This window comes from Streptomyces sp. NPDC004838 (genome assembly GCF_053600955.1).
Window position 1 is genome coordinate 400729 of the sequence record NZ_JBSGAW010000002.1, and the last position, 15903, is coordinate 416631.

At 70.8% G+C, this 15903-nt stretch carries 15 protein-coding genes; 8 read left to right on the top strand and 7 right to left on the bottom strand.

The features are described from left to right. Positions 1–6 precede the first annotated feature (6 nt). From ACWEFL_RS04115 to ACWEFL_RS04135, 5 genes are all read left to right on the top strand, one after another. On the top strand, positions 7–285 hold the full coding sequence (locus ACWEFL_RS04115; protein WP_451707067.1) for a hypothetical protein: 279 nt from the start codon (positions 7–9) through the stop codon (positions 283–285). An 84-nt stretch (positions 286–369) separates the two neighbouring features. After that, positions 370–1239 (top strand): bifunctional DNA primase/polymerase, encoded by an 870-nt coding sequence (locus ACWEFL_RS04120; protein ID WP_451707070.1) that lies wholly within the window; start codon positions 370–372, stop codon positions 1237–1239. 1 nt (position 1240) lies between these two features. Further along, entirely contained in the window at positions 1241–2716 is a 1476-nt protein-coding gene (locus ACWEFL_RS04125) for an ATP-binding protein (protein ID WP_451707072.1), read from the top strand. A 426-nt stretch (positions 2717–3142) separates the two neighbouring features. Beyond that, complete coding sequence (locus ACWEFL_RS04130) at positions 3143–3382, top strand: helix-turn-helix domain-containing protein (protein ID WP_451707074.1); 240 nt, start codon at positions 3143–3145, stop codon at positions 3380–3382. A gap of 71 nt (positions 3383–3453) precedes the next feature. Continuing rightward, the gene (locus ACWEFL_RS04135; RefSeq protein WP_451707077.1) at positions 3454–4722 is read left to right on the top strand and encodes a tyrosine-type recombinase/integrase; all 1269 of its coding nucleotides are present in this window, start codon (positions 3454–3456) and stop codon (positions 4720–4722) included. Positions 4723–4831: 109 nt separating this feature from the next. Here the strand turns inward: ACWEFL_RS04135 and glnA are convergent, their stop codons facing one another. Then, positions 4832–6241 (bottom strand): type I glutamate--ammonia ligase, encoded by a 1410-nt coding sequence (glnA, locus tag ACWEFL_RS04140; RefSeq protein WP_451707080.1) that lies wholly within the window; start codon positions 6239–6241, stop codon positions 4832–4834. A gap of 220 nt (positions 6242–6461) precedes the next feature. Here glnA and ACWEFL_RS04145 point away from each other — a divergent pair, with 220 nt between their 5' ends. After that, positions 6462–6929, top strand: coding sequence for an RDD family protein (locus ACWEFL_RS04145; protein WP_451707083.1), 468 nt, complete (start codon positions 6462–6464; stop codon positions 6927–6929). A 142-nt stretch (positions 6930–7071) separates the two neighbouring features. Here the strand turns inward: ACWEFL_RS04145 and ACWEFL_RS04150 are convergent, their stop codons facing one another. The 4 genes from ACWEFL_RS04150 to lipB form a co-directional block, all read right to left on the bottom strand. Further along, positions 7072–7782, bottom strand: coding sequence for a DUF4191 domain-containing protein (locus ACWEFL_RS04150; protein WP_451707086.1), 711 nt, complete (start codon positions 7780–7782; stop codon positions 7072–7074). Between the two features lie 10 nt (positions 7783–7792). Beyond that, positions 7793–8011 (bottom strand): SCO2195 family GlnR-regulated protein, encoded by a 219-nt coding sequence (locus tag ACWEFL_RS04155; RefSeq protein ID WP_451707089.1) that lies wholly within the window; start codon positions 8009–8011, stop codon positions 7793–7795. A gap of 353 nt (positions 8012–8364) precedes the next feature. Next, on the bottom strand, positions 8365–9318 hold the full coding sequence (lipA, locus tag ACWEFL_RS04160) for a lipoyl synthase (RefSeq protein WP_451707092.1): 954 nt from the start codon (positions 9316–9318) through the stop codon (positions 8365–8367). Between the two features lie 213 nt (positions 9319–9531). Next, on the bottom strand, positions 9532–10326 hold the full coding sequence (gene lipB, locus ACWEFL_RS04165; protein ID WP_451707093.1) for a lipoyl(octanoyl) transferase LipB: 795 nt from the start codon (positions 10324–10326) through the stop codon (positions 9532–9534). Between the two features lie 231 nt (positions 10327–10557). Between lipB and ACWEFL_RS04170 the strand changes: the two genes are divergently transcribed. After that, positions 10558–12135: a regulator gene (locus ACWEFL_RS04170; RefSeq protein ID WP_451707096.1), complete on the top strand. Its 1578-nt coding sequence runs from the start codon at positions 10558–10560 to the stop codon at positions 12133–12135. A gap of 106 nt (positions 12136–12241) precedes the next feature. Here ACWEFL_RS04170 and ACWEFL_RS04175 read toward each other — a convergent pair whose 3' ends face one another. Then, complete coding sequence (locus ACWEFL_RS04175; RefSeq protein WP_451707099.1) at positions 12242–13564, bottom strand: NAD(P)/FAD-dependent oxidoreductase; 1323 nt, start codon at positions 13562–13564, stop codon at positions 12242–12244. Positions 13565–14383: 819 nt separating this feature from the next. After that, positions 14384–15280, bottom strand: coding sequence for a TIGR01777 family oxidoreductase (locus tag ACWEFL_RS04180; protein WP_451707102.1), 897 nt, complete (start codon positions 15278–15280; stop codon positions 14384–14386). Between the two features lie 44 nt (positions 15281–15324). Here ACWEFL_RS04180 and ACWEFL_RS04185 point away from each other — a divergent pair, with 44 nt between their 5' ends. Then, a complete protein-coding gene (locus ACWEFL_RS04185) occupies positions 15325–15900 on the top strand; it encodes an N-acetyltransferase family protein (RefSeq protein WP_451707105.1) in 576 nt (191 codons plus the stop codon). Positions 15901–15903 lie beyond the last annotated feature (3 nt).

Below are 15903 nucleotides of genomic sequence, written 5' to 3' on the forward strand. Positions count from 1 at the left end.
GAACCCGTGCGCCTGCGCATCCGCACCACCAACTGGCCCCGTCGCGCGCTCATCCTCACCGACACCCCCCGCCCCGACTGCCCCGGCTGCGACGGCGAGGGCGGATACAACCGCGACTACGGCGACTATCACACCGGCGAGTACGCCGGGACCGAATGGGACCCCTGCCACTGCTGGAACGAAGACCACTCCTGGGTCCTGTTCCCCCTCCCGCGACTCCCGCGCCGCCGACAGCCCTACACCGACCCGTGGAGCAGCGGCTACAGCAACGAGCCGCCGTTCTAACCACGCCAAGGGCGGCCCCGTCTCGCCAAAGTCCGGGCCGCCCTCGCCATCCAGCACTGTGATAGAGAACTGGAGACACTCAGCATGACCCATGACCGCACCACCGCGCTGCTGTCCGCAGCGCTCGATCTCGCCCGCCGGGGTGTGCCTGTGCTTCCGCTGCGGGCCAAGCGGCCCCCGGCGAACTGCGCCGAATGCCGGGATACCGCGTGCGGGGGCCGTCCGCACATGCGGGTTCCGGGCCCGTGCGCGTGCCCGCTGCCGTGCCACGGCTGGGCCGCCGCCAGCAGCGACCCTCGCGTTCTCACCTCGCCTCAGTGGGCGGCCGACTGGCGGCACGCGTCTGCCGTCGCCTACCACCCCGGCGGAGGCGGACTGACCGTGGTCGACCTCGACAACGCGGCGGCTGTCGCGTGGGCCCGCGCAACCCTGCCCGCCACCCGCACCGTGCCCACCACACGCGGAGAGCACTGGATCTACCAGGGCGCCATGCGATCAGCGAACGGCGTCCGGCCCGGCGTCGACATCAAATCGTCCATGGCCTACGCCCGCTGGCTCGGACCCGGCACCGGCACCACGGCCGAACTACCGGATGCCGTCCGGGCCCTGGCGGACAGGGAAGAGCCCACCAGGCCGAGGGTGGGTTCCTCGGTTCCCGTCCGGCACGCCGTCACCGTGCCCGCTCCCGGTGGGGGCGGGGGGTGCCGGCACCGCACTCCCACGTATCTGGAGCGCGGCATCTGCATGGCTGAGCAGCGGATCACCGAGGCCCGGAGCGGGATTCACGCGAGCGTCTACGGGGTATTCCTCGCTGTCCTGTCCACGCACGGCCGGTGCGGCTGCCTCACCGAGGCGCACATCGAGCGGCTGTTCACCGCCGCGCACGCCAAGGGCGAATCGCCCCGGCACTGCGCCGACTCCTGGGCGAACGCGCGCACTGCCCTGGGGATGTGACATGTCGGAGGACGAGAAGGCCCCGGCACGGCAGATCATCACCGACTACGCACAGCAGCATTTCCGGTACTTCCGCACCGCGGACGGGACCGTGTACGCGCAGCGCAACGGCCACCCCGTGGCCCGCCCGATCCGCTCCCAGGGAACGACCGGGAGCCATCGACAGGAACTCATGGTCGACCTCTTCCGTGACGGGGTCGGCGTGTTCAACGGCACGGCCTTGAAGGAGGCACTCGACTTGATCGAAGCGCTGGCTCTGACCGAGGACGTCCAGCCCACCCACATCCGCGTGGCACCCGGTTTCGACGGGGCGACGTGGCTGGACCTGGGCCGCGACGACGGCCAGTCCGTCCGCATCCACCCCACCGGGTGGGACGTGCGCACGCCGGACCCGCGTGAGGTGTGCTGGCGGCGTACCCAGCTCACCGGCGAACTGCCGTTGCCGGTCAAGGACACCGACGGCAAGGGCATCGACCTCCTGTTGAGGCTGACCAACTTCTCGGGGCCGTCGAGCGAGTGCCTGGCCATCGCCTGGCTCATCGGCTGCTTTGAGCCGTCCGTTCCCGTCCCCGCGCCGTTCCTCACCGGCCCGCAGGGGGCGGGCAAGTCGACCGCAGGGCGGATGCTGGTGCGGATCATCGAGGGCATGACCGGTGACCTGCGCCGGGCCCCGAAGGATGAGGAGAACCTGATCACGGCCGTCGCCGCCGGATGGGTCACCGCGCTGGACAACTTGTCCCACCTGCCACCGGACCTGTCCGACCTCATGTGCTGCATCGTCACCGGTGCCGAGAGCATCAAGCGCGCGCTGTTCACCGACGGCGACGTCGTCCGCTCCCGCTACCGCCGCCCCATGCTGCTGACCGGTATCGACGTCGGCGTCATCCGCCCCGACCTCGCCGAACGCCTCCTACCCCTCCGTCTCGTGCGGCCCCGAGTGCGGCGGACCGAGGCCGAGTTGTGGGCGGAGTACGCGGAGGTCCTGCCCGTGGTCCTCGGCTCCCTTCTGGATCTCACGGTGAAGGTCCGGGCCGCCGAGGCGGACACCCCCACCGATCTCCGCATGGCGGACTTCGCCCACCTGTGCGCGCAGCTCGACGCCACCACGGGACTTGGGGCACTGGCCGCCTACCGGGCCAGTCTGGACGACCTGAACGACGACGTCATCGAGGGCGACCTGTTGGCGCAGACCGTACTGAAGCACGCCGCCGGTCTCGCTGCGGGAGGTGAGGCCCGGATGACGTCCTCGGAGTGGCTGCACTGCCTCACCGGTCTCTACAGCGGCGAGGAATGCCGCCCCCTTCCTAAAGGGTGGCCGACCACCGGAAAAGTCCTCTCAGACCGCCTCAAGCGCCTTCAACCCACCCTCGCCGCCCGAGGCGTCCTCATCGACTGGGGCCGCACCAGGGAAGGCCGCTACATCGAGATGAGCCGCCCGGCGGACCCGGCCCCGGGCCAGCAGGAAGCCGCGTTCTGACTGGCCGTCGGGACAAGCAAGAGGAGCACGCCGCGCCGGGTGCTCCTCTTGCTCCTCCGGCGGCGCAAGCCGCCCTGCAAAGGTCGCGCCGCGAAGCGGCCCCTTCTTCACGCCCTGAGCGAGCGACGCACCACCACAGACACCACCCCCCCTTTTTTCCTAAGAAGGGAAGCGCTGCGTCACCCGCGTCACCAGCACCCGACAGACGGCCGGTGACCTGCGGCAAAGGCCGTGACGCAGAGACCGAATCCTGCGTCACCCCTGCGTCACCGCGTCACCCCGTGACGCGAGCCTGTGTCACCGGTGACGCAGCCCGAACCTGGCTGCGTCACCGAAAGTCGCAGGTCAGAAGCGGGATTGACGCAGATGACGCGGTGACGCAGAAATCCCAGCTTCGGACACATCAGCCACCCCGCGGAGGACGCCTTGAGCGCGACCGCCCATCCTCCGGCCGACCCCCGCGCAACGCTCCGGTCCGGCCTTCCCGACCGCTATCTCACCCCCGAGGACATCGCCGCCCTCTTCGGCGTCCCCCTTGAAACCGTCTACCAGTGGCGCAAGAAGCGATCCGGCCCGCCCGGCTTCCGCATCGGCAAATACGTGCGCTACGACCCCGCCGCCGTCCGCGACTGGGTCACCCACCAGAGCAACGCAACAGCAGCCTGACACCACCTCAGCCCGTGGCGCTCTCACCGGAGCGCCACGGGCCTCTTCATGCACCGAAGGGACACCACTGCATGGCAGGCCACATCCAAGACCGCTGGTACAAGACCGAAACCAACACCGACGGCAAGACCACCCGAGTCAAAACCGACCGCTACGGCACCGGACTGCGATACCGCGCCCGATACATGGCACCGGACGGGAACGAGCGCAGCCGGTCGTTCCCTGACAGGCAGAAGCGGCTTGCCGAGTCCTGGCTTACGCAGATCGCGGCCGATATGACACGTGGCCAGTACGTCGACCCGTCGGCGGGGAAGGTGACGTTCCAGCAGTTCACCACGGGCTGGCTGGCCTCTGCGACGACGGACGTGGCCACGATTACGGCTATGGAACTGCGGTTCCGGCTCCACGTCTTCCCGTACATCGGGTCCCGCTCGCTGAGTGCGTTCCAGCCGGGGCACATCCGAGCTTGGGCGCGTGCGTTGAAGGACTCTGGCATGGCCGCGTCGTACCAGCGCGTCGTCTTCGCCAACGTGTCCGCAGCGTTCGGCGCGGCCATGGACGACGGCATCATCGTGCGCAACCCCTGCCGCGCTGGCTCCGTCCGCGCGCCCAAGCTGGACGCGCGGAAGCTCAAGCCGTGGACTCGTGAGCGGGTCTTCAAGGTACGGGCTGGACTACCGAACGAGTATCAGACGCTTGTCGACGCGGGCGCGGGCTGCGGGCTGCGGCAGGGTGAAGTCTTCGGGCTGGCACCTGATGAGGTCGACTTCCTCGGGGGAGTCGTCCACGTCGTGCGACAGGTCAAGATGGTGGGTTCGCATCTCGTGTTCGCCCCGCCCAAGGGCGGCAAGCTGCGGGATGTGCCCCTGTCTGATGCGGTGTCGTACGCCCTGGCCGCACACATCACCCGTCGGCCGCCGATCGAAGTCACGCTGCCGTGGAAGACCCCGGACGGGCCGCCCGTCACGGTGGCACTGCTCTTTTACTCGCGGGAGCGGAAGCCGTTGAACCGGAACTACTTCAACATGCATCTATGGAAGCCCGCTCTCGTCTCCGCAGGCGTCATCCCGGAGCGTGAGCCGGGGGAGCGGTTCGAGGCGTCGCGCGAGCACGGTATGCACGCGCTCAGGCACTTCTACGCCTCCGTCTTGCTGGACGCGGGGGAGAACATCAAGGCCCTTGCCGAGTACCTGGGTCACTCAGATCCGGGCTTCACGCTCCGGACGTACACGCACCTGATGCCGAACAGCCAGGCACGCGCCCGCAACGCCATCGACGCGATGTTCAGCGTTCCCGTAGACGACGACCAAGGGGAGGAAGCGGAGCAAGCCGCAGGGTAAACGCGGCCCGTAAAAGGGCCGTCGGCCGTGGCTCCGGTGAGCGGAGCGCACGGCCGACGGCCCATGGACGGCCCAGGGGAGCGAAAAGCCGCTCTGACCTGGGACGTTCCTAAATGTCGAAGTACAGCTCGAACTCGTGCGGGTGCGGACGGAGCTGGATCGGGGCGATCTCGTTCGTCCGCTTGTAGTCGATCCACGTCTCGATCAGGTCAGCCGTGAAGACGCCGCCCGCCTGCAGGTACTCGTTGTCCGCCTCCAGGGCGTCGAGCACCGCGGGGAGGGAGGTCGGGACCTGGGGGACGCTCGCGTGCTCCTCGGGGGCCAGTTCGTAGAGGTCCTTGTCGATCGGCTCGGCCGGCTCGATCTTGTTCTTGACGCCGTCGATGCCCGCGAGGAGAAGGGCCGAGAAGGCCAGGTACGGGTTGGAGGACGGGTCGGGGGCGCGGAATTCGACGCGCTTGGCCTTCGGGTTGGAGCCCGTGATCGGGATGCGCATCGCGGCGGAGCGGTTGCGCTGCGAGTAGACCAGGTTGACCGGGGCCTCGAAGCCGGGGACCAGACGGTGGTAGGAGTTCACCGTCGGGTTGGTGAAGGCGAGCAGCGAGGGGGCGTGCTTGAGGATGCCGCCGATGTAGTAGCGGGCGGTGTCCGACAGGCCCGCGTAGCCCTGCTCGTCGTAGAAGAGGGGAACGCCGCCCTGCCACAGGGACTGGTGGACGTGCATGCCCGAGCCGTTGTCGCCGAAGATCGGCTTCGGCATGAAGGTCGCGGTCTTGCCGTTGCGCCAGGCGACGTTCTTCACGATGTACTTGAAGAGCATCAGGTCGTCCGCGGCGGCCAGCAGCGTGTTGAACTTGTAGTTGATCTCCGCCTGGCCGGCCGTGCCCACCTCGTGGTGCTGGCGCTCGACCTGGAGGCCCTGCCGGTCCAGCTCCAGGGAGATCTCGGCGCGCAGGTCGGCGAAGTGGTCGACCGGCGGGGCCGGGAAGTAACCGCCCTTGTAGCGGACCTTGTAGCCGCGGTTGTCCTCGACCGCGCCCGTGTTCCAGGCGCCCGCCTCGGAGTCGATGTGGTAGAAGCCCTCGTTGGCGGAGGTGTTGAAGCGTACGGAGTCGAAGACGTAGAACTCCGCCTCCGGCCCGAAGTACGCGGTGTCCGCGATCCCGGTCGAGGCGAGGTAGGTCTCCGCCTTCTTCGCGATGTTGCGCGGGTCACGGCTGTACTGCTCGCCCGTGATCGGGTCGTGGATGAAGAAGTTGATGTTGACCGTCTTGTCGCGGCGGAAGGGGTCCAGCCGCGCCGTCGACAGGTCCGCGCGGAGCGCCATGTCGGACTCGTGGATGGCCTGGAAACCGCGGATCGACGAGCCGTCGAAGGCCAGCTCCTCGGTCGGGTCGAACACCGAGGCCGGGATGGTGAAGTGCTGCATCACGCCCGGCAGGTCGCAGAACCGGACGTCGATGAACTTCACATCCTCGTCGGCGATGTACTTCTTCGCTTCGTCGGCGTTCTGGAACATCCAACTCCTCCTACTCCCGACCCGGGGATGGGGCGGGGTTGAAACTCGTCCGTGCGGCCAGTGCGGTGGCACACGCAGGAACCGACCATAGGCAGATGGGATTTCTCCAGCATGACCCAATTGTTTCGCACAAGTTAACCGGACCGGTGTGAACGTCGCCTACGTCACTCCGGGAGACCCGGCCGGAAGGGGACCGTCCAGGGCGCAGTACCGTGGACGGGTGGACAACAGGCAAGTAATCGGATCATGGCTCTCCGGGCCGCGCGCGGCGGCCGAGGACATGGGCGCCGACTTCGGGTACCGCGGCCAGCGGCTCGGTCTGCCGCAGGAGGGGCCGGGCGCCATGGCCCCGCTCGGAAGGCGCTTCGGCGCCCTCTTCGTGGACTGGGGGCTCTGTCTCCTGATCGCCTACGCGTTCTTCGCCGACGGCGACCGCCAGGCCGCGGGGAACTGGGCGCTCGGCGTCTTCCTCGTACTGAGCGTGCTCACCGTCGGCACCATCGGCTTTACTCCCGGCAAGCGGATCTTCGGGCTCCGTGTCGCCTCCGTGGACGGCGGCCAGCTCGGTTTCGGCAGGGTGGTGCTCCGGAGCGTGCTGCTCTGTCTGGCGCTCCCGGCCCTCATCTGGGACCGCGACGGACGCGGACTGCACGACCGCTTCGCCCGCGCCGCACAGGTCCGGATCTGACCGGAGGACGTACGAGCCAGTACGAGCCGGTACGAGTCAGAGGACGTACGCGGAAGGGGCGCTCCGGATGTCCGGAGCGCCCCTTCCGCGTCTTCGACCGAGCCGGGGACCGGGGCCCGAAGGCCCCGGCGCATCGCCGGACTCAGCGCATCTTCGGGCCGCCGCGCGGCATCCTCATGCCCTTGGGCATGGGGCCCTTCGGCAGCGGCATGTTGCTCATCAGGTCGCCCATCGCGCGGAGCCGGTCGTTCGCCGCGGTGACCTGCGGGCCGGTGAGCACACGGGGCAGCTTCAGCATGGTCGTACGGACCTTCTTCAGCGGCACCTGGCCCTCGCCCGTGCCCACGACGATGTCGTGCACCGGCACATCCAGCACGATGCGCGCCATCCGCTTCTTCTCGGCCGCCAGCAGCGACTTCAGCCGGTTCGGATTGCCCTCGGCGACCAGGACGATGCCGGCCCGGCCCACGGCCCGGTGCACCACGTCCTGGCTGCGGTTCATCGCCACCGCGGGGGTCGTCGTCCAGCCCCGGCCCACGTTCTGCAGAACGGCGGCTGCCGCGCCCGGCTGGCCCTCCATCTGGCCGAAGGCGGCCCTCTCGGCGCGGCGGCCGAAGATGATGGCCATCGCCAGGAACGCGAGCAGGAAGCCCAGGATCCCGAGATAGACCGGGTAGTCGATCAGGAGACCGATCCCGAGGAAGACACCGAAGGTGACGATTCCCACGGCCGCGATGACCAGACCGATCTTCGGATCGGCCTTGCGGGTCATCTTGTAGGTCAGAGCGATCTGCTTGAGTCGCCCGGGGTTCGCAGCAGCGTCAGTGCTGTCGGAGTTTGCCTTCCTCGCCATACAACGAAGTTTACGTGGCCCGGGAAGCGCGGTGGGCCACGGCCTCCTGTACCTGGAGCGCCTCGACGCGGTCCCTGGCCCGGCGGCGGTCCTCCAGGACGGCCGTCCACGCGTTGCGGCGGGCGGTGCGCTGTCCGCCGCCGAGGAACAGCGACTCCACGGCGCGCAGCGCATCGGTCACGGACGGGATGGCGGTTGCGCGTACGGGACGTACTGGCGCTGCCTGCATGGTCGAGGCCCCCTTCGGGTGTGGATGACGACGGGATCCGGATGACGCGCGGTACGGGCGACGGCGACGGGGTGTGCGCGGTGCCCGTTCGCTCGTGGTCGGTGGGGGAGGGGTCGCGTGCGGTGCGTAGAACCAGGGTTACCGATTGGTGTTACCAGGCAGTGACGGGGCGGTCAAACACCGATGAAACCTTTACGCCCCGCCCGGAAACGATGACGCGGCCCGTACACCACCCCGACCTGCGGGGGCGTGCGGACCGCGTTCCATCTGATGTTACCTGACGGTATTCATTTGTGCCTGAATTCACACAGCGCGGAGTCCCGCCGCCTCGCCGTCGGACTCCGGGACAGCCCTTACGCCACGGCCTGGCCGCGACGCTCCATCGCCTGGCCGTACAGCCGCCCCGCCCGGTACGACGAACGGACCAGCGGGCCCGACATCACTCCGGAGAAGCCGATCTGCTCGGCCTCGTCCTTGAGCTCCACGAACTCATGGGGCTTCACCCAGCGCTCCACCGGATGGTGGCGAACGGAGGGCCGCAGATACTGCGTGATCGTGATCAGTTCGCAGCCCGCCTCGTGCAGCTGGCGCAGGGCCTCGCTGACCTCCGCGCGCTCCTCGCCCATGCCCAGGATGAGGTTCGACTTGGTGACCAGGCCCGCCTCGCGGGCCCGCGTGATGACATCGAGGGAGCGCTCATAACGGAAACCGGGACGGATCCGCTTGAAGATCCGCGGCACGGTCTCGACATTGTGCGCGAAGACCTCGGGGCGGGAGGAGAAGACCTCGGCCAGCAGCTCCGGCACCGCGTTGAAGTCGGGGGCCAGCAGTTCGACCTTGGTGTGACCGTCCGCGCGGTCCGCCGTCTGGGCGTGGATCTGGCGTACGGTCTCCGCGTACAGCCAGGCTCCGCCGTCCGCCAGGTCGTCACGGGCGACGCCGGTGATCGTGGCGTAGTTCAGGTCCATGGTGACGACGGATTCGCCGACCCGGCGCGGTTCGTCACGGTCGAGCGCCTGGGGCTTGCCCGTGTCGATCTGGCAGAAGTCGCAGCGGCGCGTGCACTGATCGCCGCCGATGAGGAAGGTGGCCTCGCGGTCCTCCCAGCATTCGTAGATGTTGGGACAGCCGGCTTCCTGGCACACCGTGTGCAGTCCCTCGCTCTTCACGAGCTTCTGCATCTGGGTGTACTCGGGGCCCATCTTCGCCCGGGTCTTGATCCACTCGGGCTTGCGCTCGATGGGGGTCTGGCTGTTCCGGACCTCCAGGCGCAGCATTTTGCGTCCGTCGGGTGCGACAGCGGACACGTGGCGCCCCTTTCTGCTATCGCGGCATTCGATTCTGCGGCGCACACCAGAGTACGCCCGTCAATTGTTCGGCCTCACTTCAAGCCAACCCGCCGACGCGAGGGGCCATTCCCGAGCCGTTTCCCGCCAGGGCCTTCACCCGGCTTCCCTCCGGGCCTCCATCCGGCGCCCGCCGTGAGGCGTTCACCGGACTTCCTCATCGGTCTCATCGGTTCAGAGCGCCGCTTCGACCGCCCTCGGCCGCGGATCCGCGTTCTCCAGGACGTCCCGCAGATGCTTCTCCACCACCGGCAGCACCTCGGCGATCGTGATGTCGCGGCCCAGTTCGACGGCGAGGGACGCCACGCCCGCGTCCCGGATCCCGCACGGCACGATCTTGTCGAACCAGGTGTTGTCCGGGTTCACATTGAGCGCGAAGCCGTGCATGGAGACGCCCTTGGCGATACGGATGCCGATGGCGGCCAGCTTGCGGTCCTCGCGGCGCTGGCCGGCGTTGGAGGGGGCGTACTCCGGGCCGTTCAGGCGGGGGTCGAACTCCTCGTCCCGCAGCCGCGGGTCGAAGTCCAGGGAGAGACCGCCGGTCGACGGGCGCTCCTCGAGAGGGTCGCCCAGCACCCACACACCGCTGCGGCCCTCGACCCTGCTGGTCTCCACGCCGAACTCGGCGCAGGCGCGGATCAGGGCATCCTCGATCCGGCGTACGTGCGCGACGACGTCGACCGGGCGGGGCAGCTTCAGGATGGGGTACCCCACCAACTGCCCCGGACCGTGCCAGGTGATCTTCCCGCCGCGGTCCACGTCGATCACAGGGGTGCCGTCCAGCGGGCGTTCACTGTCGTCCGTGCGCCGCCCGGCCGTGTAGACGGGCGGATGCTCCAGCAGCAGACAGGTGTCCGGAATCACATCCGCGAATCGGGCTGCGTGGACCTCGCGCTGCTTCTGCCACGCCTCCTGGTACTCGACCGCTTCCTCACCGAAGCCCAGCCGGACGAACCGCAGCTCACTCAAGGCACTGCCTCCCTTGAAACCCTCGGCCTGCACGTACCGCACGCCCCAGCCACTGTACGGCGGCCCGCCGTCCGGACGGCGGGAAGGGGCCTGCTGTCAGCGGGGCCCTCAATCCTCACACGTTCGGATGAAGCTCGGGCGAAGGTGCGGGTCCGGACGGCGGGGGCCGCTAAATTCGCGCCGTTCCATGTGGGCTGCGAGCGGCCCGGAAGGCAGGAGACCGCACAGCTGATGACGGAACAACCCCCCCAGCGCACCCCGAACCGCCAGTTGGCCGCCCTCATCGCGGAGGCCGGTTTCTCCAACGCCGGGCTCGCCCGCAGGGTGGATCAGCTCGGACTCGAACACGGGCTGGATCTGCGCTACGACAAGACCTCCGTGACCCGCTGGCTCCGCGGCCAGCAGCCACGAGGGACGACCCCGGCGCTGATCGCCGAGGTGTTCACCAGAAGGCTCGGGCGGCGGCTCTCGGCGCAGGACCTCGGGCTCGACGCGTGCGCGCCCGTCTACGCGGGGCTGGAGTTCGCGTCCACGCCGGAGGAGGCCGTCGACATCGTCGGCGGGCTGTGGCGCAAGGACTCCGGCAGCCATGCGGAACTGCGGAAGATCGCCTTCACCCCGGCGGGACTCGTCGTCCCCAGCCGTGACTGGCTCATCGGGCGCGCGGACGAGCGGGTCGGCCGGGGCGACGCCGTCTTGGGCGTCGGGGTCGGTGCGGGAGGAGCAGCCGCGGGGGTCGGTGCGGGTGTGGGGCCGGGTGCGGGGGCCGCCGCGGGGGCGAGTGCCGGTGGGCCTGGGGGTGGCGGTGTCCGGCGCGACGGCGGGGCCGTGCGGATCCCCGTACTGGGGAGTGGGGGCGTCCCCCGGCAGCGCACCAACGACCGGACCGCGGACCGGAGTCCCGGACAGCGCGTCTCCAGCGGCGACATCGCGGCGCTCCGGTCGGTCGGCGAACTGTTCCGCACGCTCGACAGCGCGTACGGCGGCGGGCACGCGCGCCAGGCCCTGGTGCGGTATCTCGAACACGAGGCCGAGCCGATGCTGCGCGGAACCTACGGGGAGGTGACCGGGCGGAGGCTCTTCGCCGCGGTCGCCGATCTGACCCGGCTGGCCGGCTGGACCTCGTACGACATCGCGGCGCACGGACTCGCCCAGCGCTACTTCGTCCAGGCGCTGCGGCTCGCGCAGGCGGCGGGGGACCGGGCGTACGGATCGTTCGTCCTGGTCACCATGAGCCGCCAGGCGGTCTATCTGGGCCACGGCCGGGAGGCCGTACAACTCACCCGCGTCGCCCAGCAGGGGCTGGGGCCGGCCGCGCCGCCCGTGGTCCAGGCGCTGCTCCACGCCGTCGAGGCGCGGGGGCACGGGGTGCTCGGGGAGGCACGGGCCTGTACGGCCTCCCTCATCCGGGCCGAACGGGCGCTGGAGGCGGCCCGGCCGGGGGACGAGGTGCCGTACTGGGCCCGGTTCTTCGACGAGGCGCAGATGGCGGACGAGTTCGGGCACTGCCACCGGGACCTCCAGCAGTACCGGCCTGCGGTGCAGCACGCGGAACGCTCGCTGTCGCTCCGTGCGCACGGGCTGGCCCGCAGCCGCCTCTTCTGCCGGGTGGTCCTCGCGTCGGCGCGGCTGGGGCTGGGGGAGCTGGAACGGGCGTGCGTGCTGGGGGCGGAGGCGGCGCTCCAGGCGTCGGAGATGCGGTCGGTGCGGGCACTGGAGTACGTACGCGACTTCGAGCGCCGCCTGGAGCCTTACCGGGACGCGGCGGCCGTGCGGAACTACCGGGAACGGGTGGCCGCGCTGGCGTGAGGCGGGGGAGCGCGGGCTCCACGCCGGGGAGGGACCGAAGGCCGGGAGCCGGGGGCGTGTGGGGCGTCGCCCTCCGGGGCGGGTGCCCGGAGGGCGGGGCCGGGGGTCAGGCGGCTGCCGGGAGCGGGGGCTGCTCCGCGCCGGGCCGGAGCGCGAAGTCCTGGAGGATCGCGTCGGCCGCGCGGCGGCCGGAGAAGAGCGCGCCTTGGACCGTGCCCGTGTCGCGGTGGTCCCCGCAGACGTACAGACCCGCCAGCACCCGGACCGGGCGGCGCGGATCGTGGGGCGGGAGCATCGCCGGCACCGCCTCGGCGGTGTGGTGGACCGCCAGCAGGTTCCAGTCGTCCGTGGACACCCCGTACAGGCGCGCGAGTTGCTCCCGTACCGCACGGTCCGGACGCGGGGGCGGCGGGCCCAGGACCGTCGAGGAGATCAGCACCCGCCCGTCCGGAGCCCGTGAGGGGTCCACCTCGCTCATCACCGCCGTGTGGGTGACCGGACCGGACCCGTCGGCGTCCAGCACCAGCGCCGCGCCCGTCGGCGGCGGGGCCGGCGCGGTGTGGTGCACGACCGTCACCTGGTGGAACGGCGGCACCCGAAGCCCCGGCAGGAGTTGCGCCGCCTCTCGCGCGCCGGTCGCCAGAACCAGCGCACGGCAGGTGAGTTCGCCGTACTCCTCCGTGCTCACCCGGCTGATGGAGGCGTCCTTCACCCGTACGCCCGTGAGTACCGTGCCGGGCGGGAGCGCCGCCGCGAGGCGTTCCGGCAGGGCCGCCGCGCCGCCCTCCGGGACGCACATCCGGCCCCGTGCGAATCCGCGCAGGGCGATGTCGGCGCACCGGCTCGACGTCGTCAGTTCCGGGTCGCAGAGCAGGGCGGACAGCAGGGGGCGGAGGAAACCGTTCACCGTGCGGGGCGGGAGACCGCGCGCGGCGAGCGCGGCCGAGACCGAACGCTCCGGACGGGCCGTCAGCCGCCCCGACGACGTGCCCGCGAGGCGCGCGAGGGAGGCGCCGAGCCTGGCCTCGTCCAGCGGGCGGGGCGCGCTGGCGAGAGCGCGTGCGAGGGTGAATACGCCCCGTGCGCTCCCCGGCTCTCTCGTCCGGCGGACGGTCTCGGCGGTGCGGTGCAGCCGACCGCCGCTGTGGACGAGCACGCCCGGTGAGAACAGCCGCAGAGCCAGGTCCTCGAGGCCCGTCGTGCGGCGCAGTCCGGGATACGAGGTGTTGAGCAACTGGCCGACGCGGTCGAGCCGGAATCCGTCGATCTCCTCGGTGGCCATCCGGCCGCCGGGCCGTGGAGCGGCTTCCAGCACGCTGACGCTGACGCCCGCGCTGGTCAGCCGAAGGGCCGCCGAGAGACCGGCGACGCCGGCTCCGACGATGATGACGTCCGCGTGGTCCGCACTGTGAGCGGTGCTGATGAGCACGTGCCCTCCCCGAGGTCGGCGCGGCTGCCGGGGGTTCGTCCCCGCAACAGGCCCCTGAAATGCCGGAGTCCGGGTCGAGGGTAGGGAGGGGTGGGCGCGGTGCGATGAGCGCATGGGTGGGGCATGGTTGCGTGGGGGGCGCATTTCTTCGGGCGGGGGTGGGGCGCGGGGTGCCCTGCCGGTGGCGGGGTGGTCCCCGGGGCCGGCCCTTCGGGCACTGCCCCGGGTCCCGTGAGGTACCGCGCCCGGGGTCTTCCGTTTGGATCGGGCCGGATCGGGGAGCGGGGTCCGGTGACGTGCCTCGCGAGGCGGAGGGGGAGTCCGCGCGGTGCGAGGCGAGTGCGCCGAGGGTCACGCGGGATGGGCGCTCCCCCAGCGGGTGACCGGAAGGGCCGCGCCGGCCGGGTTCTCCCCGGCGGGTGAGCCGAGGTGCCGCGTTGGATGCGTGTCGGCGAGTGCGCCGAGGGGCCGCGTGGGTCGGGTGTCTCCCCGGCGGGTTCGCCGCAGCGGCGCGTCGTGCGGGGTTCTCCCTGGCGAGTGAGCTGGAGGGGCGCGCGGGTGTCGAAAGGGAGAGCGCGCGGAGGCCGCGAGGAACGAGCGGTCGAGCACGGTCGACTGTCGACGCACGCTCAGAGCGCCCCGGAGGCGAAGCGAGCCCAAAAAGAGGGGCCGAGTGGGCTGGAGGGGCGCGCGGGTGTCGAGAGGGAGAGCGCGCGGAGGCCGTGAGGAACGAGCGGTCGGGCACGGTCGACTGTCGACGCACGTTCAGAGCGCCCCGTGGGGGTCCCCCCGGACGGAGTCTGGGGGAGAACCGAGCCCTTAAAGAGAGGCGGCCAACGCGGCTCTGATCGAGTCGTCGATCGTGGGGAAGGCGAAGGTGAAGCCCGACTCCAGGAGCTTCGTGGGAATGACGCGCTGGCTGCTGAGGACCTCGGCGGCCATATCGCCCAGGGCGAGGCGGAGCACCCCCGCCGGGACCGCGAACAGGGCCGGCCGGTGGAGGGCGCGGGACATCGCCTTGGTGATGTCACGGTTGCGGACGGGGTCCGGGGCCGTGCAGTTGACCGGGCCCGAGAGGGACTCCGTGTCCAGGATGTGGCGCAGGGCGGCGACCTCGTCGTGGAGGGAGATGAAGCTCCAGTACTGGCGGCCGTCGCCCACCCGGCCGCCGAGACCCGCCTTGAACAGGGGGAACATCCGGCCCCACGCGCCGCCGCGGGCGACGACGAGGCCCGTACGGGCGAAGGCCGTCCGGATGCCCGCCTCCTGCGCGGGAGCGGCCGCCTCCTCCCACTCCACGCAGACGTTCGGCAGGAAACCGTCGCCCGGCGGGGCGCTCTCGTCCACCGCGCGCTCCCCGGTGTCGCCGTAGTAGCCGATCGCGCTTCCGCACAGGAGCACCCTCGGCGGGGTGTGCAGCGAGGCGACGGCCTCGGCGATCGCGGCGGTGCCGAGGACGCGGCTGTCGCGGATCTCCTTGCGGTACGCCTCGGTCCAGCGGCGGTCGCCGACCCCCGCGCCCGCGAGATTCACGACGGCCTCGCAGCCCACCAGGCCGGCCGTGTCGACGTACTGCCGGTGGGGATCCCACTCCACCTCGTCCCCGGCCCGAGCGGGACGCCGCACCAGGCGCACCACCTCGTGGCTGTCCGAGCGCAGTGAGCGCACCAGTGCCGTGCCGATGAGTCCGGAGGAGCCCGTGATCGCGATCCGCATGGGCCCATCCTGCCCCCGCGGGGCTCCATGACACAGTTGCGCCCATGGCAGAGTCGCCCGCGTCACCCACGTCGCCCACGCCCTCCATACGTCTCGCGTGCCGCGCCGATGAGGCGGCCCTCGGAAGGCTCGACCGGGAGACCTGGTCGACGCTGCACGCCGTGTCACCGAGGCCGACGCCTCCGTACGACCCCTTCTTCGACTCCAACCACCGGCCCGACGACTACCTCGTCGCCGAAGACGGAGCCGCCGCCGGCAAGGGAGCCGCCGCCGGAAAGGGAGGCGGCGCGGAAGGCGGAGGCAGCACTCTCATCGGCTACATCCGGGTCGTGGCCCCCACCGCGCTCGCCTGCAATCAGCACGTTCGCCAGATACAGGGACTCGTCGTCGCGCCGGCCGGCCGCGGGCGCGGGATCGGCCGGGCGCTGCTCCGGAGCGCGTGCGACGAGGCACGGCGGCAGGGCGCGGTCCGCATCACCCTGCGGGTGCTCGGGCACAACACGCCCGCGCGGGCGCTGTACGAGTCCGAGGGCTTCGCCGTCGAGGGGGTGCTGCCGGGGGAGTTCTGGCTCGGCGGCCGGTACGTCGACGATGTGCTGATGGGGCGTAGCCTCCGCTGACGG